The following is a 20,365-nucleotide window of genomic DNA, read 5'->3' as shown; positions in this document are numbered from 1 at the left end:
CGGCCCCCACCTCGAGCGACAGGGACGGTAGGTCGGCCGCATGGCACTCACATTCCACTGGTTCCTTCCCACGCAGGGCGACAGTCGCGGCATCGTCGGGGGCGGACACGGCGTCGCCGTGGACTCGGCCTGGCGCACCCGTGAGCCCAGTACCGAATACCTGGCGCAGGTGGCCCGCGCCGCGGAACAGTTGGGGTTCGAGGGCGCGCTCACCCCCACCGGAGCCTGGTGTGAGGACGCCTGGATCACCACGGCGATGCTCGTGGGAATCACCGAGCGCCTGAAGTTCCTGGTGGCGTTCCGGCCTGGACTCCTCTCACCAACCCTGGCGGCCCAGATGGCGTCGACCTATCAGCGCCTGAGTCGCGGTCGCCTGTTGTTGAACGTCGTGACCGGTGGTGAGAGCGCCGAACAGCGGACGCACGGCGACTTCCTCAGCAAGGACGAGCGCTACGCGCGCACCGACGAGTTCCTGAGCGTCGTCAACCGGCTGTGGGACGGCGAGACCGTGACACACGACGGCGAGCACCTCCGCGTGGAGCGCGCCGCGCTCGCGCGCACGCCCGCGCCCCGCCCACCCGTGTACTTCGGCGGCTCCTCCCCGGCCGCGCTCGAGGTCGCGGCCAAGCGCGTAGACACCTACCTGACCTGGGGCGAACCGCCCGGCGCCGTGGCCGACAAGGTGGACCGCGTGCGGGCGTTGGCCACGCGGCGTGGCCGGGCACTGGAGTACGGGATCCGGTTGCACGTCATCACCCGGGACACCTCGGAGGACGCGTGGCGTGCGGCCGACCGTCTGTTGGAGCACCTCGACCCCGGCACCGTCGCCGCTGTCCAGGCGGGGCTCGGCCGCAGCGAGTCGGAGGGACAGCGGCGCATGCTCGACCTGCACGGCGGGACCCGCGACGGCTTGGAGATCTACCCCAACCTGTGGGCGGGCGTGGGGCTCGCGCGCGGCGGCGCTGGGACGGCGCTGGTCGGAAGCCACACGGAGGTCGCCGACCGGATCGAGGAGTACGCCCGGGCGGGAATCTCCGAGTTCGTCATGTCGGGATACCCCCACCTTGAAGAGGCCTACTGGTTCGGGGAGGGAGTGCTCCCGATCCTCCGTGACCGGGGCGTCTGGGAGCCACCCGGTGACACACCCGCGTCCGTCGCGGGCGCTGGCGGCTTCCAAGGTGGGGCCTTCACCGCGGCCTACGCCCGCTGACCCGGGGCGGCGGCTCGCCTCCTCCGGCCACCCAGCCGGTAGGGCCACGCCTCGCCGTCCCGTCCGACTCCCACGGCGCAAGGAGATCAGGCACATGTCCCCGACGGCCAGCCAGGACCATCCGTCCGACACCGACCGTGACGCCTCGGCGCCCTCCGCCCCCGAGGACGCGGTGACCCACGCCCTTCCGAGACCCGACCCCCCGGACGGCGCCCCGCCCGACCGCGTGGAACCCGACGCCCCCGCACGGAGGCGACGCTCCGGTACCCCCACCTGGCACCGATGGGTCAGCCCCCTCGGCCTCCTGGTGGTGTGGCAGGTGGGATCGGCGCTGGGCCTGATACCCGAGCGGCTGCTGCCCGCGCCCACCACCATCGCGGTGACGGGATGGGAGCTCCTGGGGGATGGGACGCTCCTCCCCGCGATCGCGGTCTCGCTGCAACGCGTCGTGGTCGGCTTCTCGGTGGGGGCCAGCGCGGCACTGGTGTTCGCCCTGCTCGCGGGGCTGAACCGCTGGGGCGAGAATCTCCTGGACCCGCCGCTGCAGATGCTGCGAACGCTGCCGATCTTCGGGCTGATCCCGCTGTTCATCCTCTGGTTCGGGATCGGCGAACTGCCGAAGGTCGCCCTGGTCTGCATCGCCGTGGTCATCCCGCTCTACATCAACACCTTCGCCGGGATCCGCGGCGTGGACCCGAAGTACGTGGAGGTCGCCCGGATCGCCGGGCTGCGCCGCACGGGCGTGATCCGACACGTCATCTTTCCGGGGGCGCTCCCGAACCTGCTGGTGGGCCTGCGCCTGAGCCTCGGAGCGGCCTGGCTGGCGCTGATCGTCGCGGAACAGATCAACGCCGACGCCGGCCTCGGCTTCATGATCAACAGCGCGCGGGAGTTCCTGCGCACCGACATCGTCGTGCTCGGGCTCATCGTGTACAGCCTCCTCGGCCTCGCGACGGACGCCCTGGTTCGACTCCTGGAGAGGAGGGCGTTGGTATGGCGACGGGGACTGGATCTCTGAACACCGACGCCGCGACGAACGCCGCGGCGCTCGTGCGTGGACTGCGGAAGTCCTTCGACGGTCGGCGTGTCCTCGACGACCTGGACCTCACCATCGGCCCGGGGGAGTTCGTCGCCCTGCTGGGACGCAGTGGCTCGGGGAAGTCGACGCTTCTCCGTCTCCTCGCCGGGCTGGACGTGGGGTTCGACGGGACGCTGACGACACGGGGCGCCGTCATGGTCGCGTTCCAGGAACCGCGACTGTTGCCGTGGAAGCGGGTGTGGCAGAACGTCGTCCTCGGTCTCGACACCGCCACGCCGCGCGGGGACGCCGAGGCCGCGCTGCGCGAGGTGGGCCTCGGTGGCCATGTCGACGCCTGGCCCCTCACCCTGTCCGGGGGAGAGGCGCAGCGGGCCTCCCTCGCCCGCGCGTTGATCCGGGAGCCCCGACTGTTGCTGCTGGACGAGCCGTTCGGAGCGCTGGACGCGCTGACCCGCACGACGATGCACGACCTGGTGCTGCGCCTGTGGCGGGCACACGACCCCGCCGTCCTCCTCGTCACCCACGACGTGGACGAGGCCCTCCTGCTCGCGGACCGCGTCGTGGTCCTGACAGACGGCCGGATCTCGCGGGACACCCCGGTCGGACTGGAGCGCCCCCGGCACCGGGAGGACCCGCACCTCGTCCGGCTCCGGGCCGACCTACTCAGCGAACTCGGTGTGACGAACTAGAGACTCAGGCGGTAACCATGAAGATCCGGCGCGTTGCTCCCCTCCCCGCTGTCGTGCTCGTCCTGACCACCGGTTGCGCGAGCGCGGACGCCGGAGGTGCCGACGATCTGGCCGATCTCACGCTCCAGGTGGGCGACCAGTTGGCGGGCGCCCAACCGTTGCTGGAGGCGGCGGGAGAGCTCGAGGACACGCCCTACGAGATCGAGTGGTCCACTTTCACCTCGGGGCCTCCACTGTTGGAGGCGGTGCACGCGGAGGCGGTGGACATCGGACAGGTCGGCAACACTCCGCCGGTTTTCGCCGCCGCGGCCGACTCCGACCTACGGATCGTGGCCGCCTTCGACGCCAATCCGGACGGCTCCTCGATCCTCGTTCCGGAGGACTCCGACCTCTCCGAGCCCGCTGACCTCGCGGGTACGTCCGTCGCCGTGGCCAAGGGAAGTTCGGCACACGGACACCTACTGGGGGTCCTGTCCGGTGAGGGGTTGGAACTCGACGACCTGGACGTGAACTTCGTGCAGCCCTCGGACGCCCTCGCCTCGTTCTCCGAGGGCCGGGTGGACGCCTGGGCCGTGTGGGACCCCTACGTCGCACAGGCGGAACACCAGGCGGACGCCCGCATCCTCGTCAACGCCGAGGGATACAGCAACACCTACAACTTCCAGGTGGCGAGCGAGGCGGCGTTGGAGGACCCGGTGCGTGAGGCCGCGATCGAGGACTACGTCCAACGCGTTCACCGGGCCCTGGAGTGGAGCCGAGAGCACCCGGACGAGTACGCGGAGGTGTGGTCCGAACACAGTGGACTTCCGGTGGAGGTCACCCGGGCCGCGGCCGAACGACGACAGCCCACGCCCCGGCCGATCGACGACGACCTGGTCGAGGCCGAGCAGCGGCTGGCCGACGACTTCGCCGAAGCGGGCGAGATCCCCCAGGCGCCGAACTTCGGGGACTTCGTCGACGACCGGTACAACGACCTGGTCCCGGACTGACCTGACGACGGTCCCGCCCGGCGGAGGGACGCTTCACGCCGAATCCCTCGCGCCATTCCATGTTCATTTTCCTACTTTTCAAGTAGGGTTCCAGGGGATTCTGAAAGGGTGCATCCATGGCTCTTGTCCGGTGGCGGACGCCCGCCGCGCTCACCGTCGTCGTCCTGACGGGGACCCTCACCGCCTGCGGGGACGGTGGCGAGGTCGACGCCTTCACACTCGGCTACTTCCCCAACATCACCCACGCCCCCGCGCTGGTCGGAGTGGAACAGGGCACGTTCGCCGACGCGCTCGGCGAGGACGTCGCCTTCGACACCCAGACCTTCAACGCCGGCCCCGACGCGATCAACGCCCTGTTCTCCGGCGAGGTCGACGCCACGTTCATCGGCCCCAACCCCGCCATCAACGGCTGGGCGGAGTCGGAGGGCACCGCGCTGCGGATCGTCGCCGGCTCCACGTCGCGCGGCGGAGCCCTCGTCACCCAGCCCGACATCACCTCCGTCGAGGACTTGGAAGGGGCCACCCTCTCCACCCCGCAGCTCGGCAACACCCAGGACGTCGCCCTGCGGTACTGGGCGGCCGAGCAGGGGTGGGACTTCGACACCGAGGGCGGCGGGGACATCTCCATCGTCCCGCAGGAGAACCCGGAGATCATCAGCGCGTTCGTGGACGGAGAGATCGACGGAGCCTGGGTGCCGGAGCCACACGCGAGCCGACTCGTCCTGGAGGGCGACGGCAACGTGCTGGTCGACGAGACCGACGAGTGGCCCGACACCGACGGCGAGTTCGTCACCACCCACCTGATCGTCAACGCCGACTTCCTCGACAACCACCCCGAGGCCGTCGAGCGCCTCGTGGCGGGACACGTCGAGACCGTCGACTGGATCAACGACAACCCCGCCGAGGCGCGGGACGTGGCCAACACCCACTTCGAGGCGCTGAGCGGGGCGCCACTCAACGACGCGGTACTGGAGTCGGCCTTCGACAACCTGGAGTTCACCGTGGACCCGATCGCCGACTCGCTGCGCGGCAGCGCCGAGCACGCGGAGGAGGTGGGGCTGCTGGACCCCGTCGACCTGGACGGGATCTACGCCTTGGACCCGCTGAACACCGTGCTGGACGAGCGGGGCGACACCACCGTCGCGGGATTCTCCGGATCCACCGGATGAGCGTCGACCAGCCCACCCAACAACGGACCCCCGTCGGGGACGCGGTCTCGGTCGCCGGCGTGACCAAGGTGTTCGGGCACGGCGGTGGCGCCGTCACCGCGATCGACGGGGTGGACCTCACCGCCAGGGTCGGGGAGTTCGTCTCCATCCTCGGTGCGTCGGGCTGTGGGAAGAGCACCCTGCTGTCCCTCGTCGCCGGCCTTGACGCCCCCACCCGCGGGGCGGTGTCGGTGGGTGAGCATCGGGTGTCCATGATGTTCCAGGAACCGGCCCTGTTCCCGTGGCTCACCGTGGCGGGGAACATCGAGGTTCCGCTGCGCGTGCGCAAGCTTGCCAAGCCGGCCCGACGCCGACGCGCTGAGGAGCTCCTCGACCTGGTGCGCCTGGGCGGCATGGCGCGGAAACGCCCACACGAACTGTCCGGCGGCATGCGGCAACGCGTGGCGCTCGCGCGGGCCCTCGCCCAGGACGCCGACGTGCTCCTGATGGACGAGCCGTTCGGCGCGCTGGACGCGATGACCCGCGACATCCTGCACGACGAGCTCGAGCGCATCTGGCACGAGCGGAATCTGACCGTCCTGTTCGTGACCCACAACGTGCGTGAGGCCGTGCGGCTCGGCGACCGGGTCGTCCTGTTGTCCAGCCGCCCGGGACGGATCATCGAGGAGTTTCCGGTGGAGGAGGAGCGGCCACGGCGGATCGACTCCGTGCGCACGGCCGAGCGGGCCGCCCTGATCACCGACCGGCTGCGGGAGGAGGTGAGCCGCCATGCCGGCTGAGCCCCGGGGGAAGGGGTCGGTTCCAGCGGCCACCGACGACGCCAGGCGCGTCGAGGGCCTGGACGCGTTGGAGCTCGTGTCCACCCGTGGCGCCGGTGGCGGACTCCTCGGCCCGGCCGGGCGCGCCTGGCAGGCTTCCTGGCCCAAACTGCTGGCGGTCGCGCTCGCCCTCGCCGCGTGGCAGCTGGTGGTGTGGAGCGGATGGAAACCGGAGTTCGTGCTCCCTGGCCCGGACCGAGTGCTGCCCGCCCTCGCCGCGGAGGTCGCCTCGCCGGAGTTCTGGGAGGCGGTGCGCGTCACGATGCGCCGCGCCGTCACCGGGTTCCTGCTCGCCGTCGCGGTCGGGGCCGCGTTGGGGATCGCGGTCGCCCGGTTCGCGCCGCTGCGCTCCGCGATCGGGTCGATCATCACCGGCCTGCAGACGATGCCGTCGATCGTGTGGTTTCCCTTCGCGATGCTGCTCTACGGCATCAATGAGTCCGCCATCATGTTCGTCATCGTCCTCGGCGCCGCCCCGTCGATCGCCAACGGCCTGATCTCCGGCATCGACTACACACCGCCCGTGCTCCTGCGCGCCGGCAACGTCATGGGCCTGCGCGGGGTGACGCGGTACCGACTGCTCACGATCCCCGCCGCGCTTCCCCTGTTCGTCAGTGGGCTCAAGCAGGGGTGGGCGTTCGCCTGGCGTTCGCTCATGGCGGGTGAGCTGCTGGTGATCATCAACCAACAGAACTCGATCGGTTGGGCCCTCAGCCAGGCACGCGCCATGAACGACGCCGAACGGCTCCTCAGCTACATCATCATCGTTCTGGTGATCGGCCTGCTCATCGACCTACTGTTCAGTCGCGCCGACCGGTCGATCCGCCGCCGGTGGGGCCTGGAACAGAGTGGGTGACATCGACGGGAGGTGGAGGCGGTGTCAGCCGGAGGCTCCGGCGACGATGAGCCCGATCCCGGCGGAGCCCACGCCGACGACCAGGCTGGCGGCACCGAGCCAGATCAGCGCCTTGAGGCCGTTGGGACGCTCGGGATCCCGTCCAATGACCGACAGGAAGAACCCGGCGGGCATCAGGATCGCGGAGTAGAGCACGCCGAGTCCCAACGTGTAGCTCCACCCGGGAACATCCGCCTGCCCCAGCAACAACAGCACCACGAGGCCCAGCGTGACCAGCATCCCCGCGTGCGCGTGCCCGGCGCGGAAGTAGGACCGCTGGAGCTCGTTGGTCGGCACGCCGCCGTTGACGACGCGCAGCAGGAACGTGCCCCCGTAGGCGATCCCGATCACGGTGAGCAGGACGACCCCGGCGGCGATGAGGCTCGCTGATGTCATGGTTCCTCCTCTGGGGATGGGCGTGAGGAGAAGAGTTGGCCGGCGCTGCGGCGGGTGATGCTGGCGAGGTCCTGCTCGGCGAACATGGTCCGGATCCCGCTGGAGTCCAGGTTTCCGCTCAACGCGAGTGTCGCGATGCCGTGCGCGATGGCCCACCCGGCGAGCGCGACGGCGGGGGCGTCGTCGGTGTTCTCCCGCGCCAACGTGGACGTCGCCCCGGCCTGCAGCTCCTGGAACGAGGCGCGTTTCGCCTCGGCGAGCTCCGGATCGCTGGAGTCCAGGAGCGTCGGGGCGAACATGACGTGGAAGTGCGCCGGATGCTCCACCGCGTATTGCACGTACGCCACACCGGCCTCGAGGAAGCCGCCCCCCTGCTCCCGCGACTCCCGAACCCGCGCCGCCAGGCCGTTGTGCCCCTCGGTCGCCAGGGCGGTGAACACACCCGTGCGGCTGCCGAAGTGGTGCCGCGGCGCGGTGTGACTCACTCCCAGGTCAGCCGCGAGCGAGCGCAGACTGAAACCGTCCGGCCCCCGCTCCTCGATGACCCGCGCGGCCCGTTCCAGCACGGCCGCCCGCAGATTTCCGTAGTGGTAGTTCCTCTTGTCTGACACACCCACAACTATACGGTGGAAAATTTCCAGTGTAAAGATTTGGCTGACCGGTAGCGGCCGGCGCCCTGTTCTCTGGAGGGGACCGCTCGTACCATACGGGGCATGGCCGCCCCGCCGCCCCCAATGCCGACAGAGCTTGGTCCCCTGAGCGCGGATGACCCGGGTTCGGTGGGCCCGTTCACGGTCATCGGCCGGCTTGGCGCCGGAGGCATGGGCGTGGTGTACGGGGGGCTCGACACCAACGGGCGGTGCGTGGCTATCAAGGTGATCGCCGCGCGGCACGCCGCCGAAGCGGAGTTCCGTACTCGATTCGCGCAGGAGATCGCGCTGGTGCGGGGGCTGCGGGCGACGTGCGCCCCCGCCTTTCTCGGGGCAGAGGAAGGCGGCGACGAACCGTGGCTGGCCACCGAGTTCGTCCCCGGGCGTACCCTGCGTGAGCACGTCGCGGCGTTCGGGCCGCTGCGGGGGGCGCACCTGCAGGCCTTCGCGGTGGGCGTCGCGGAGGGGCTGAGCGCGCTCCACGGGGCCGGAGTCACCCACCGGGACCTGAAACCCGGCAACGTCGTCCTCTCTCCCGACGGGCCGAAGGTGCTGGACTTCGGGATCGCCCACGCGGGCGGCGACCCGACGGACGACCCGAACCGAGGAATGGGAACTCCCGGCTGGATGGCACCGGAACGGATGGCGGGGCGGCCGGCGGACCCCGCCAACGACGTCTACTGCTGGGGACTGCTGGTGGCCTTCGCCGCCACGGGGACGCACGTCTTCGGCGACGTCCCCTCGACGGAGGTCGCCGCCCGCATCCGGGACGGGCATCCCCCGGACCTGAGCCGGTTGCCGTCCAGGATCTCCTCCCTGGTGGGGGCCGCCCTCTCCGTCGACCCGACGGAGCGCCCCACGGCGGAGAGCATCGGTTGGGTCCTGCTCGGCGAGCGGCCCTCGGCAGCACCGCCGTCGTCCCCCGCCTCCGCGGCGGGGGACGAGACCACGGGGACGGGACGAACCGAGCCCACCGTGGAACTCGGTGGCGCTCCAGCCAGCCCCTCGGCGCTGTCCACGGCCTTGGTTCCGCTGCTCCGTGATCTGTGGGTCGGGATCGACGCCGCCGGCCACGACCCCCACGCCTGGCGAACCTTGGCGGTGGCGTCCGGAGGCGCGGCGGCCGTAGGCGTGGGAGCCGGAGCGGGGCCTACCGTGACCAAGGGCGCCACCTCGGCCGCGAAGTCGGCGACACTCGCCAAGGGCGGCGCGGCGGTGGTCACGGCCGGTGCCGTCGTCGCCGGCGGATACTTTGCGATCGACGCGATACGCGGCACTCCCACGACCGACGACACACCCGCGGCCGCGAACGCTCCTAGCCCGTCCAGCGCGCCGGAGACTCCCAGCCCGAGCGAGGACCAGGACGAGGACCCCGACGGGCAGGAGTTCGCCTTCCGCAACCTGACCATGTGGGTGCCCGAGGACTGGACCGAGACCGAGGACGCGTACCTGATCGAGGACGCCCTGGTGCTCGACACCCACAATCCGGACTGTGTGGAGCCCCCGGGCGACGACCCGGCCGCCTACGCGGCGGCGGTGAGTCACTGCGGTCACGTCGTACTGTACGGACCGGACCGGATCCACGCCGACGAACCCGACTCGATCTGGACTCCCCTGAGCGAGAACGTGGAGCCCGCCAACCGCACCGACGTCGGTTTCTGCGTGCCTGGCATGGAGTTCCTCGAGTCCGGCCCACAGGACGGCACGGCCCTGACCGAGGACCTCGTCCCCATCGGTGACCGGGACGCCTACTACCGAGAGTGGGCCGGCACCTGTGGACCCAACCCCGATATCGCCATCCCCGAACTCGAGACCGGCGCCTACCCCTACCGGTACCTGCTGCGCTCCTGGTACCTGCCCGAGTCCGAGATCTTCGTCGTCGACGAGTGGCAGACGCCGGGGATCGAGGAGATCCTCGCCGACGCTGCGATGGAGTAGGCGCCCGAGCGGGGCGCCAAGAGCCGATGCCGGGGACGACGCCGCATGCGAAGGGTGAACGCATGGAATCGCTGGAGACCGCCAGACTGATTCTCGCCCCCTGGGAGGACCGGTTCCGCGAGGAGCTCGTCCAACTGTCCGCGGACCCCCAGGTGGTTCGGTTCGTCCTGAACGGGCAGACGTGGAGTCGGGAGTTCGCCACACGGCGGCACCAGGCCCACATCGACCACTGGGCGCGGCACGGGTTCGGCTGGCGCGGAATGCTGGAGCGTGGCAGCGGCGAGTTCCTTGGTGTGGCCGCGATCAACCTGCTCCTCGCACCCCTGCCCGGAGTCGACCCGGAGGCACTGGAGATCGGCTGGTGGATATCCCCTCGGGCGTGGGGGAGGGGGATCGCCACCGAAGCCGCGACGGCGATCCGTGACGCGGCCTTCACGGAGCTCGACGCGAACACGCTCGTGGCGCGGGTCCAGCCGGTCAACACGGGGTCCGTTCGCGTCGCGAGCAAGATCGGCATGCGCTGGGTGACGCGGTTGACCGGTGATTTCGGTGAGTCGGTCGACGTGTACCGCCTGGACCGCGCCGAGTGGAACATGCCGCCGGTCGAGACGTGACGGAGGCCAGCCATGGGTGCCGCGCGGAGACGCCGAACCGGGCCGAAGAAGGTTCACCGGCCGAAGCGGTCGAAGCGTCCGGACCCGAGGCCCGCGAAACAGCGCGCCCTCCCGGCCTCTGACTACTGTCCGCACTGCACCAACGAACTCATGAAGTGCGTCTGTCGAGCGAGTTCCTAGGCCCGCTCACCGGTCGGGGGTTCGGTTCGCCAGTCGATCTTCGTGCCGATCGCGAACCTGGCGGTGAAGACGTCGTCACCGAGGGCGGCGCGGGCGCGGGTCGTGCTGCGGTCGACGTCGGCGCGTTCGCGGGCGGGGAGCGGAGTGTTGGCGGACCGGCGGGCGGAGTGGGCGGTGCCGAGGAGGTACGCGGCTCCGGAATGGTCCCCGGACAGGGACGCGGCACCGGCGAGGCCTTCCAGGGCGAGGGCCACGGCGCGGGGGTCACCGGTCCGACGGGCCGCGGCGAGGCTTTCCCGGTGGAGGCGTCGCGCCGCGTCCGCGTCCCCCCGCTCCTCGGCCAGGAACCCCAGCTCCGCGAGGATCAGCGCGATGCCGTAGTCCGCCTCCAGCTTCCGGTTCCACTCCAGCCAGCGTCGGAGCAGGGACTCCGCCTCCGTCCAGCGCCCCTGACGGCGGGCGTTCATCGCCCGTCCCACGTCGGCGAACTCCTGTCCGGCGACGTCCCCGTGGTCGTCGGCCACCTTTCGGGCGCGTTCGAGTAGCTCGTCGGCCCGTTCGTGGTCGCGCCGCAGCATCGCGACCCGTCCCCGTCGCGCGAGCATGGTGGACACGTCGGGCCAGAGCCCCAGGTACTCGGCGATCCGCTCGCCCTCGGCGAAGACGTCGTCGGCGGTCGCGGTGTCCCCGGCGATCTCGTGATGCACACCGATGGACCCGAGCGCGGCGAGGTGCCCCCATTGGTCGCCCACCGTCACGAACAGGGCGGCGCCGCGCTCCGCGTCGGCGCGTAACGCGTCGAGGTCCCCACGGAACAACGCCTGGTCCGCCCGGACGCTGAGGGCCGCGGCGGTGCCCCACTGGTCGCCCGAGCGCTCGAACTCGGCGAGGGCCAGGTCGAGGAGACGCTCGCTCTCGTCCAGGTCACCGAACCCGAACTCCGCGTAGGCGAGGAACCACCGGGCGCGCGCCAGTCCTCGTGGGTCGTCGGCGGCGAAGGCGGCCTCCACGTCCGTGTTCGGTTCGCCGCGCTCGGTTCCCAGCAACATCGTCAGTCCCGCGCGCCAGGCCCGGGCACGCGCGCTCACCCAGGCGGGCGCCGCACCTGGCGTGCGTAGCGCGCGGTCGAGCATGGTGCGCGCCTCCTGCCGGTGCCCCCGCAGGAAGCCGTACCAGGATCGGGCGACCGCTATTCGTCGCGCGTCCTCGGCGTCGTCCGTGGCGATCGCGCGCTCCAGGGCGGCGTCCGTGTTCGCGGACTCCGTGTCGAGGAGGGAGAGCCACTCACACTGGTCCGGGCCCCGCAGCCCCAGGTCGGCCCGTTCCACCAGGTCCCGATAGTAGACGCGGTGGCGCCGTTCGGTCTCCGTGGTCTCCCCGGCGTCGGCGAGCCGCTCACGACCGTAGGCGGCGACCGACTCCAGCAGTCGATAGCGGGTCGTGCCAGAACCTTCCGCGTTGACGAGTGACTGGTCAACCAGACGCGCGAGCAGTGCGGGAACATCGCCTGCCGTCACCCCGGCTCCCGAGCACACCGTCTCCGCCGAGGCGAGGGTGCACCCGTCCCGGTGTACCGAAAGCCGGCGCAGCACCGCCCGTTCCGCGGGCGCGAGCAGGTCCCAGCTCCAGTCGATCAGCGCCCGCAGAGTTCGTTGGCGAGCCGGGACACCGTGTTTTCCCGAGGAGAGCAGCCGGAACCGGTCGTCCAGTCGGTCCAACATCTCGTGCGGCGAGAACCCACGCATGAGGCTGGCGGCGATCTCCAGGGCCAGCGGGAGTCCGTCCAGTTTCCGGCAGATGGCGGCGACAACCGGCACCTGGTCCGGCGCCAACGTGAAGCCCGGCACCGTATCGGAAACCCGGTCGAGGAACAGTCGCGCGGCCGCGAAACCCGTCAGGGCCGGGGCCTCCCGCACGACGGCGGGAGGGAGGTCGAGAGGAGGGACGGTCCACACGGTCTCGCCGGCGACACCCAGCGGCTCCCGGCTGGTGGCCAGCACGTGCGCCCCACGTGAAGCCGACAGGACCGCCTGGACGAACTCCGCGGCCCCCGCCACCACGTGTTCACAGTTGTCCAGCACGACCAGCGTTTCCCGCGCGGCGAGTGCCGAAGTGAGGCGGGTGAGGGTGTCCACGCCGCGTGGGCCGGAGGAGGTGTCGCCACGGATCCCCAGCGTGACGCTCACCCGACCGGCGATGTCCGAGGCCGAGGCCCCGGCATCGAGGCCGCCCAGGTCCACGAACCAGGCGTCCGTGACGGTCCCGTGGGCGGTCGCCGTGGCCAGGCGGGTCTTGCCCACACCGCCCGTCCCCACGAGCGTGACGAGGCGGCGCGACGCCGTGAGGGCGGTGAGCTGGGCGAGCGCGTCGTCGCGTCCCACCAGTTCGGTGAGTGGGACGGGGATGTTGCCACGCGCGGCCGTGTCCTCCGGGAGTGTGGGGGCCGGTACCGGCTCCTGGTTGAGGACCTCCGAGTACACGGCCTGGAGCTCCGCTCCGGGGGCCACGCCGAGGTCCTCACCGAGGCGTCGACGGGTCTCGTGGTAGACCTCGAGCGCGGAGGCCTGCTGTCCGGCCCGATAGAGGGCGCGCATCCGGAGTGCGTGGAGCCGCTCCCGGAACGGGTGCCGCGCGGCCGGCGCCGCGAGGGTGGTCACGACCTCGGTGGGGTCACCCAGATCCAGGCGCGCGGCGGCGAGGTCCTCCACGGCGGCGAGCCACGCCTCGTCGAGGCGTTCGGCCTCGGCGGCGACGAACGCCTCGTCCCGGAACTCCGCCAGCACCGGGCCGCGCCACAGCCCCAGCGCCTCGTCCAACCGGCGGGCACGATCGGTCGGATCCCGGTCGGCCCGGGCCCGCCGCACGAGCTCGGCGAATCGAACGGCGTCGACGTCACCCGGCGCCAACTCGAGGTGGTATCCAGCGGGAGTCAGGGACAGACGCTTGCGCCCGTTGGGCTCCGCCCGGTCCAACACGTGCCGGAGCCGCGACACCTTGGCCTGGAGCGCGTTGCCCATGGTGGCGGGAACGTCGTCCCCCCACAACGCGTCCGCGAGCCCGTCCGAACCCACCGGCCCACCGTCGGCCAGCAGGAGCGCGCCAAGCAGCCGACGGACCAGCGCCTCCGGCACCGGCACCGCCGTGTGGTCATCCGTCCACACCGCGAGCGGACCCAGGACACCGAACCTCATAACGTCACGCTAGGCCATCACCAGCCCCCCGGCCCCCGAGCCCGCCGCCCACCACCCACGAGCGGCCCCCCCAGGCATTTGGCGCCCCCGGCGGAGACCGCGTCATACACAAAGGACGGGCTGCGTCGCCTTGCCCGTCGCCCACCACACCCGCGTCTGGCCTTGCCCGCGGGGGCCGAGTGTGGCGTGTCCTCAACGGTTGCGCGGTTGGTGCCGCCGTCCTCAGCGGGCCCGTGGCCGCCCACCTCTCCTTCGCGTGCCGTCCCGGTCGACGGCGAGCCCGCCATCCACAAGCGACCGGCCCCACCCGTCGCCCACCACCACCCACAACGGACGGGCTACGCCCGCCCCACCCGTCGCCCACCACCACCCACAACGGACGGGCTACGCCCGCCCCACCCGTCGCCCACCACCACCCACAACGGACGGGCTACGCCCGGCTCTTTTAATTGTGGGGCGAGTGGTGTCGCCTGGGGGTATCCCGAGCGCGGGCACCGTGGTTGTGGAGTTGGCACTGTGCCTCGGACGCGGAGGGCCGCTGCCTCCACCGGCGCTGTCGCGCGCCGTCCTGCCGATGGAGACCCCGGCCCTCAAACGGTCAGTGGGAGCGGCCGAGTGTGGTGCGTCCTCAACGGTGGCGCGGTCGGTGCCGCCGTCTTCGGCGGGCCTGTGTCCGCACCTGTGCTCCGCTGCGCCCGGCTCTTCTGATTCTGGTGGGGCGGGCGAGCGGCGCCGCCAGCGGCTCCTTCCCAACGGGGGGACGAAGAGGAGAGCGGGAAACATCGCCCCCTCCCCGGCATCCACCCGGCGCCAGCCAGCCATCAGTGCCGCATCAGTCGTCCATCAGCGTGCGGAGGCACGGTGATTCCGTCAGCGAGACACAACGACCATTGGAGCGCACGATGACGGACAAGACGCCGGTGACGGTGCTGGGGCTCGGGCCGATGGGGTCGGCGCTGGCCGGCACCTTCGTGGACGCGGGGCACCCCACCACTGTGTGGAACCGCACCGCGAGCAAGGCGGAGCCGCTGGTCGAGAAGGGCGCCCGCCATGCCCGCAGTGCTGCCGAGGCCGTGGCCGCCAGCGAGCTCGTCGTGGTCAACGTGATGAACTACGCCGCGGTGCGGGCCATCGTCGAGCCGATCGCCGCCGACCTGAGGGGGCGGACCCTGGTCAACCTCACCGCGGACCTCACGGACCGCGCGCGGGACATGGCCGAGTGGGCGGCCGGTCACGGGATCAACTACATCGACGGGGCCATCATGACCCCGACCGAATCCATCGGTGGCCCGGGAGCCGTCTTCATCTACAGCGGTGACGAGGAGCTCTATCAGCGTTGGCGGCCGTCGCTCGCCAGCCTCGGCGGTACCCACAGCCACCTCGGATCGGACCACGGCCGGGCGGCCGCGTACGACGCCGCGCTGCTCGACTTCTTCTGGACCTCGATGAACGGCCTCATGCACGCCTTCGCGCTCGCCCGGGCCGAGGGCGTCTCCGCCACCGAGCTGACCCCCTTCGCGCAGGGGATCGGACAGCTCACCGTCGATCTTGCGCCCGACCTCGCGTCGCGGGCCGACGGCGGGAACTTCCCCGGCGAGGGCTCCCTCATCGAGTCCAACGCCGACAGCATGGGCCACCTGATCGAGGCCTCCGAAGCGCGCGGCATCGACGCCAGCGTGCTGCGCGCCGCCAAGGCGATCGCCGACAAGGCCGTGGCCGAGGGCCACGGCAAGGAGGACTACGCACGTGTGGTCGAGATGTACGAGCGCGGCGCGTTCTGACCGTCGCACCACCTCCCGCCGAACCATCCGAGGAGAACCGAGGAACCCGAATGCCAACCACGGAACGAACCCCGGTCACCGTCCTGGGCCTGGGAAACATGGGGGCCAAACTCGCCCACACCCTGCTGAAGGCCGGTTACCCGGTGACCGTGTGGAACCGTAGCCCCGACAAGGCCGGCCCCCTGGTCGCCGCCGGTGCCCACCAGGCGACCACCGTGGAGGAGGCCGTGACGGCGAGCCCACTCCTGATCACCTGCCTGCTGGACCACGACAGTGTGCACCACGTCCTGGACCCGGTGGCGGGGCATCTCCGAGGCCGCACGCTCGTCGAGCTGACCACCTCCGCCCCGGAGGGGGCACGGGAGCTGTCCACCTGGGCCGAGGGCCACGGGGTGGCGGGTTTCCTGGACGGCGGAATCATGGCGACGCCGGACATGATCCCGGGGCCGCACGCGTTCATCCTGTACAGCGGATCGGAGCGGAGCTACCGCGCGTACGAGTCGACCCTCGCGGCCATCGCCACACCGCACTTCATCGGGGCGGACCCGGGGATCGCGGCCCTCTACGACCTTGCCTTGCTGAACGGAATGTACGGCATGTTCGGCGGGTTGCTGCAGGCGCTCGCCCTCGTGGACTCCGAAGGTGTCGACCTGGAGGAGTTCGCGTCGGAGCTTCTCCTTCCGTGGATGCGGGGCGTCATCGCGTCGTTCCCGGAGTCGGCCCGGCAGGCGGCGCACGGGGACTACGGCGGCACCGGCTCCACATTGGCCATGCAGGCGTCGGCGTCGGGCATGGCGGGGGTCGCCGAAGACCTCGGTGTCAACGGCGAGCTCATGCGACCGATCGACGAGCTGATGCGTCGTCGGGTGGCCGACGGACACGGTGACGACGACTTCATGAGCGTCTTCGAGCTGGTGCGCCACCCCGATCGGCGCATCGCCGGCTGATCCGGCTGACCCAATCCACCACCGAGCTCCGCCGCATCCGTCGGTTCCTCCCGGCCCCTCGCGACGGAGCTCGGTGGGCGCGACGAAAGATCCACCATCCAGATTCTTCCTTTTTGGCATCCGGTGTCATATTGTTCCTCCATCCGTTGAGACGCACATCACATGGAGGTCGAGATGGGTCGGTTAGACGGCAAGGTCGCGTTCGTCACGGGTGCGGCACGAGGGCAGGGGCGGAGTCACGCGGTACGCCTGGCCAGCGAGGGCGCGGACATCATCGCCGTGGACATCTCCACCACGGTCGACTCGGTGCCCTATCCGCTGGCCACCGCTGACGACCTCGCCGAGACGGTGCGCCAGGTGGAGGCCACCGGACGGCGGATCGTCGCCCGCGAGGCCGACGTCCGCGACAGCGAGGCACTCGCGGCCGCGGTGGATGAGGGGATCGAGGCGTTCGGGCGGCTCGACATCGTGCTGGCCAACGCCGGCATCTCCAGCCCGGCGGACTCACTCGCCATGGACGACCAGGTCTGGCAGGACATGATCGACATCAACCTGACCGGCGTCTGGAAGTCGCTCAAGGCGTCGGTGCCGCACATCGCCGCGGGTGGGCGCGGCGGTTCCGTGGTCATCACCAGTTCCCTCGCCGCCATCTACGCCAACCCCAACACCGCGCACTACAGCGCCGCCAAGGCTGGCCTCGTGATGCTCATGAAGGTGCTGGCCAAGGAACTCGCGCCGCACAGCGTCCGGGTGAACACCGTCCATCCCACCACCGTCGCCACCGACATGGTCCTCAACGACGCCACGTTCCGCCTCTTCCGCCCCGACGTCGAGAACCCCGGCCGCGCCGAGTTCGAGGAGTCGGCACGGGACCTCAACAAGCTCCCCGTCGCCGCGCTGGAGTCGGAGGACATCTCCAACGCCGTGATGTACCTCGTCACCGACGACGGTCAGTACGTCACCGGCACCACCCACGTCGTGGACGCCGGCGGCCAGCTCTAGCCGAACGGCGAGGCCCGGCCCGCCTTCCCCGGGCCGGGTCCCCGGGCACCACACCCCCCGGGGGGCCCGGGTCTGTCTCGGGAACCGCCCGGTGGATAGGCTCGCGTCCCGTGCGAGCGCTCTCCTACCGTCCCGGTGTCGCCGGGGTTCCGTGGTCCGCGATGAGTGTGTGGGTCTGAGTGCTGCGCAATCCGGTGGGGCGGGTGCGGCTGGGCCTGGCCCTCTTGTTGGGGATGCTGGCCATCCTCGGGCCGCTCAACGTGGACATGTACCTTCCCGGATTCCCGGACATCGCCGCGGAGTTCGACTCACCGGCGTCCCTGGTCCAGCTGAGCCTCACCACGTGCCTGGTGGGGATGGCCGTGGGTCAGATGGTGATCGGGCCGATCAGTGACGCGCGGGGGCGGCGCGGGCCGCTCGTCTTCTTCCTGTCCCTCTTCGTGCTGTCCTCCTTCCTGTGCGCCGTCGCCCCCAACATCACGACCCTGGTGGTCGCCCGGTTCCTCCAGGGGTTCACGGGATCCGCGGGGGTGGTGCTGTCCCGCGCGGTGGTGCGCGACGTCTTCACCGGGCCCGAACTCACGCGCTTCTTCGCGCTGGTCATGATGATCAACGCGTCGGCTCCGATCTTCGCGCCCGTGCTCGGTGGCGGGGTTCTCGTACTTCCCAACGCCACCTGGCACTGGATCTTCGTGTCGTTGGGACTGCTGGGCGTGGTGATCGTCTCCGTCACCGCGTGGCGTCTCCCGGAGACCCTGGCCGTGGAGCGTCGGGTGCCGAGCTCCGTCGGCGCGTCCGTGCGCACCATGTGGGGGCTGCTGACGAACCGCTCCTTCATGGGGTACGCGCTGGTCGTCGGCCTCATCCACGGCGGAAGCTTCGCCTACGTCGCCGGAACGCCCTTCGTCTATCAGGACATCTACGGAGTATCGCCGCAGACGTTCGGAATCCTGTTCGGCGTCAACGGTGTCGCCATCATCCTGGGCAACGCGATCGTCGGGCGGCTCAGCGGTCGGGTGCACGAACGCGACCTGCTGCGCGCGGCCGTCACCCTGGCCACCTGCGCCACCGTCCTCCTGCTCGTGGTCGCCCTGTTCGCCGGACCGCTGGCCGCGGTGGTCGGGCTCCTGTTCGCCTACATGCTGTCCATGGGCATGATCGTCACCACGTCGTTCTCCCTCGGTATGCGGGGCCAGCAGGGCAACGCCGGAAGCGCGAGCGCGCTGCTCGGCACGTTCCCGCTCTCCTTCGGTGCCCTGGTGGCGCCACTGGTCGGCCTCAACGAGGCGTCGGCCGTCCCCATGGCCCTCACCCTGTGTCTGACCAGTGCGGCCGGCGCGACGATACTGGTCACGATGACCCGCAAGGTCATCGAGGAGCGGACGGCGACGTGACCCGTTTCGCGGGCCACACCGCCCCAACGCCTACGTCACACCAGGGAACCGAGCGGTCCGGCGAGTTCCTCCTGGTAGTAGTCGAGGAACTCGTCCACATCCCCGCCGGCGTTGACCAGCGCGAGATGGTCGAACCCGGCGTCGGCGAACGTCCGCACCTGGGCGATGTGGTCCTGGGGGTCCGGGCCGGCCGACATCATCTCCGCGATGTCGTCCACCGTGACGTACTGGCTCGCCGCCTCGAAGTTCACCGGGTTGGGCAGCTCCGACATCACCTTCCAGCCCCCTGCCGAGAACCGGAACATCTCCCGCGCGTCGCGCAGCGCAGTGGCGCGATCCGCGTTGATCGCCAACGGCACCTCGTTGTAGCGCGGCCCGTACCCTCCGGCGCGTTCGTACAGTCGCGGCAGCTCCGACCGGGGCTCCGTGGCGAAGACGCCGTCCCCGTACTCCGCGGCGACCTTCGCGGACTCCTCACCACTGATCGCGACGATGACCGGCGGAGGAACATCCGGCAGGTCGTAGACGCGTGCGTCCTCCAGCGTCAGGTACTCGCCGTCGAAGGAGTGCATCCCGCCCGACCACAGGCGCCGGATGATCTCCATCGCCTCCCGCAACATGCGGTGGCGCTCGGTCGCGGACGGAAACCCCGCCCCCACCACGTGTTCGTTCAGACGTTCGCCCGCTCCGACGCCGAGGAAGTGTCGCCCCTCGGACAGGAGCGCCGTCGTCGCGGCCGCCTGGGCGATGATCGCCGGGTGATAACGCAGGAAGGGACACGTGACACCGGTTCCCAACCTGATCCGCTCCGTGGCGTTCGCGATCGCCCCCAGAACCGTCCACGCCAACGGGGAGTGGCCGTGGCTGTAGAGCCACGGGTGGTAGTGGTCGCTGATCTCGACGAAGTCGAACCCCAGCTCCTCCGCACGGACGGCCTGGCGGACCAGCTCCGTCGGTCCGAACTTCTCGGCCATGAGCTTGAACCCGATCTTCACGGCGTTCCCCCGATCGAGGTGGACGACAGCCCTCTCGTACGGGCTTGCCGCGCGCCGAGGGGATTAAGCACGGTCGGAGGAAACTAGGGCCGAGTTTGACCTGAGGACGGAGCCTCCCGGCCGACGAAGGTGGAGGAGGGGGCGCCGGCCGGGAGACGCTGGTGGGGGTCAGTGCGCATCGAGGTCGCTCTCCAGCAGTTCGACGAGACGGGCGAGGACCGCGTCGGCGTCGGTTCCCTCGGCGGTGAGGGTCACTTTCTCCCCGTGGCGCGCGCCGAGTCCCATCACCTGCAGCAGGCTCGTGGCGTCGACCGGGGCGTCGCCGTCCTTGGCGATCGTCACTGGGAGGCCGGTCTCCGTCACTGCGGTGACGAACAGGGTCGCCGGGCGGGCGTGTAGCCCGACCTCGGAGCGGATCGTCGCGGTGGCCTCAGCCATGGGTCGTCCTCTCGTGTGGGAAGTGGTCGG

Annotated in this window: 18 protein-coding genes; 13 read left to right on the top strand and 5 right to left on the bottom strand. The window is 70.7% G+C overall.

What is annotated here, in order from left to right; translation table 11 throughout:
• Positions 1–40: 40 nt before the first annotated feature.
• The 7 genes from J4H86_RS13820 (at position 41) to J4H86_RS13790 (ending at position 6,770) form a co-directional block, all read left to right on the top strand.
• Positions 41–1,210, top strand: a complete 1,170-nt coding sequence (locus J4H86_RS13820; RefSeq protein ID WP_236537614.1) for an LLM class flavin-dependent oxidoreductase — start codon at positions 41–43, stop codon at positions 1,208–1,210.
• Between the two features lie 94 nt (positions 1,211–1,304).
• On the top strand, positions 1,305–2,228 hold the full coding sequence (locus J4H86_RS13815; RefSeq protein WP_236537613.1) for an ABC transporter permease: 924 nt from the start codon (positions 1,305–1,307) through the stop codon (positions 2,226–2,228).
• Positions 2,204–2,938: an ABC transporter ATP-binding protein gene (locus tag J4H86_RS13810; RefSeq protein ID WP_236537612.1), complete on the top strand. Its 735-nt coding sequence runs from the start codon at positions 2,204–2,206 to the stop codon at positions 2,936–2,938. Before J4H86_RS13815 ends, J4H86_RS13810 begins: the two co-directional genes overlap by 25 nt.
• A gap of 17 nt (positions 2,939–2,955) precedes the next feature.
• The gene (locus J4H86_RS13805) at positions 2,956–3,927 is read left to right on the top strand and encodes an ABC transporter substrate-binding protein (protein WP_236537611.1); all 972 of its coding nucleotides are present in this window, start codon (positions 2,956–2,958) and stop codon (positions 3,925–3,927) included.
• Positions 3,928–4,043: 116 nt separating this feature from the next.
• Positions 4,044–5,096: an ABC transporter substrate-binding protein gene (locus J4H86_RS13800; protein WP_236537610.1), complete on the top strand. Its 1,053-nt coding sequence runs from the start codon at positions 4,044–4,046 to the stop codon at positions 5,094–5,096.
• Positions 5,093–5,875 (top strand): ABC transporter ATP-binding protein, encoded by a 783-nt coding sequence (locus J4H86_RS13795; protein ID WP_236537609.1) that lies wholly within the window; start codon positions 5,093–5,095, stop codon positions 5,873–5,875. The genes J4H86_RS13800 and J4H86_RS13795 overlap by 4 nt, the downstream gene beginning before the upstream one ends.
• The gene (locus J4H86_RS13790; protein WP_236537608.1) at positions 5,865–6,770 is read left to right on the top strand and encodes an ABC transporter permease; all 906 of its coding nucleotides are present in this window, start codon (positions 5,865–5,867) and stop codon (positions 6,768–6,770) included. Before J4H86_RS13795 ends, J4H86_RS13790 begins: the two co-directional genes overlap by 11 nt.
• Positions 6,771–6,794: 24 nt before the next feature.
• On the opposite strand, the gene J4H86_RS13785 is transcribed toward J4H86_RS13790, so the two are convergent.
• Together J4H86_RS13785 and J4H86_RS13780 are read right to left on the bottom strand one after the other, a co-directional pair.
• Positions 6,795–7,205: a hypothetical protein gene (locus tag J4H86_RS13785; RefSeq protein ID WP_236537607.1), complete on the bottom strand. Its 411-nt coding sequence runs from the start codon at positions 7,203–7,205 to the stop codon at positions 6,795–6,797.
• Entirely contained in the window at positions 7,202–7,816 is a 615-nt protein-coding gene (locus J4H86_RS13780; RefSeq protein WP_236537606.1) for a TetR/AcrR family transcriptional regulator, read from the bottom strand. The genes J4H86_RS13785 and J4H86_RS13780 overlap by 4 nt, the downstream gene beginning before the upstream one ends.
• A gap of 102 nt (positions 7,817–7,918) precedes the next feature.
• Between J4H86_RS13780 and J4H86_RS13775 the strand changes: the two genes are divergently transcribed.
• Positions 7,919–9,793: a serine/threonine protein kinase gene (locus tag J4H86_RS13775; protein ID WP_236537605.1), complete on the top strand. Its 1,875-nt coding sequence runs from the start codon at positions 7,919–7,921 to the stop codon at positions 9,791–9,793.
• Positions 9,794–9,855: 62 nt separating this feature from the next.
• Positions 9,856–10,407, top strand: coding sequence for a GNAT family N-acetyltransferase (locus J4H86_RS13770; protein WP_236537604.1), 552 nt, complete (start codon positions 9,856–9,858; stop codon positions 10,405–10,407).
• 176 nt (positions 10,408–10,583) lie between these two features.
• Here the strand turns inward: J4H86_RS13770 and J4H86_RS13765 are convergent, their stop codons facing one another.
• Entirely contained in the window at positions 10,584–13,778 is a 3,195-nt protein-coding gene (locus tag J4H86_RS13765; RefSeq protein WP_236537603.1) for an ATP-binding protein, read from the bottom strand.
• 902 nt (positions 13,779–14,680) lie between these two features.
• On the opposite strand from J4H86_RS13765, the gene J4H86_RS13760 reads away from it, so the two are divergent.
• From J4H86_RS13760 to J4H86_RS13745, 4 genes are all read left to right on the top strand, one after another.
• Positions 14,681–15,559, top strand: a complete 879-nt coding sequence (locus J4H86_RS13760) for an NAD(P)-dependent oxidoreductase (RefSeq protein WP_236537602.1) — start codon at positions 14,681–14,683, stop codon at positions 15,557–15,559.
• Between the two features lie 50 nt (positions 15,560–15,609).
• Positions 15,610–16,506, top strand: a complete 897-nt coding sequence (locus J4H86_RS13755) for an NAD(P)-dependent oxidoreductase (protein ID WP_236537601.1) — start codon at positions 15,610–15,612, stop codon at positions 16,504–16,506.
• 174 nt (positions 16,507–16,680) lie between these two features.
• Complete coding sequence (locus J4H86_RS13750) at positions 16,681–17,508, top strand: mycofactocin-coupled SDR family oxidoreductase (protein WP_236537600.1); 828 nt, start codon at positions 16,681–16,683, stop codon at positions 17,506–17,508.
• 179 nt (positions 17,509–17,687) lie between these two features.
• Entirely contained in the window at positions 17,688–18,902 is a 1,215-nt protein-coding gene (locus tag J4H86_RS13745) for a Bcr/CflA family efflux MFS transporter (RefSeq protein ID WP_236537599.1), read from the top strand.
• 35 nt (positions 18,903–18,937) lie between these two features.
• Here the strand turns inward: J4H86_RS13745 and J4H86_RS13740 are convergent, their stop codons facing one another.
• Both J4H86_RS13740 and J4H86_RS13735 read right to left on the bottom strand, forming a co-directional pair.
• A complete protein-coding gene (locus tag J4H86_RS13740) occupies positions 18,938–19,897 on the bottom strand; it encodes a TIGR03557 family F420-dependent LLM class oxidoreductase (RefSeq protein WP_236537598.1) in 960 nt (319 codons plus the stop codon).
• A gap of 168 nt (positions 19,898–20,065) precedes the next feature.
• Entirely contained in the window at positions 20,066–20,335 is a 270-nt protein-coding gene (locus J4H86_RS13735) for an HPr family phosphocarrier protein (protein WP_236537597.1), read from the bottom strand.
• Between the last annotated feature and the right edge of the window lie 30 nt (positions 20,336–20,365).

It is taken from the genome of Spiractinospora alimapuensis (assembly GCF_018437505.1).
Lineage (GTDB): Bacteria > Actinomycetota > Actinomycetes > Streptosporangiales > Streptosporangiaceae > Spiractinospora > Spiractinospora alimapuensis.
Note: the sequence above shows the minus strand (reverse complement) of the source record. Positions and strands in the feature narration are given on the sequence as shown.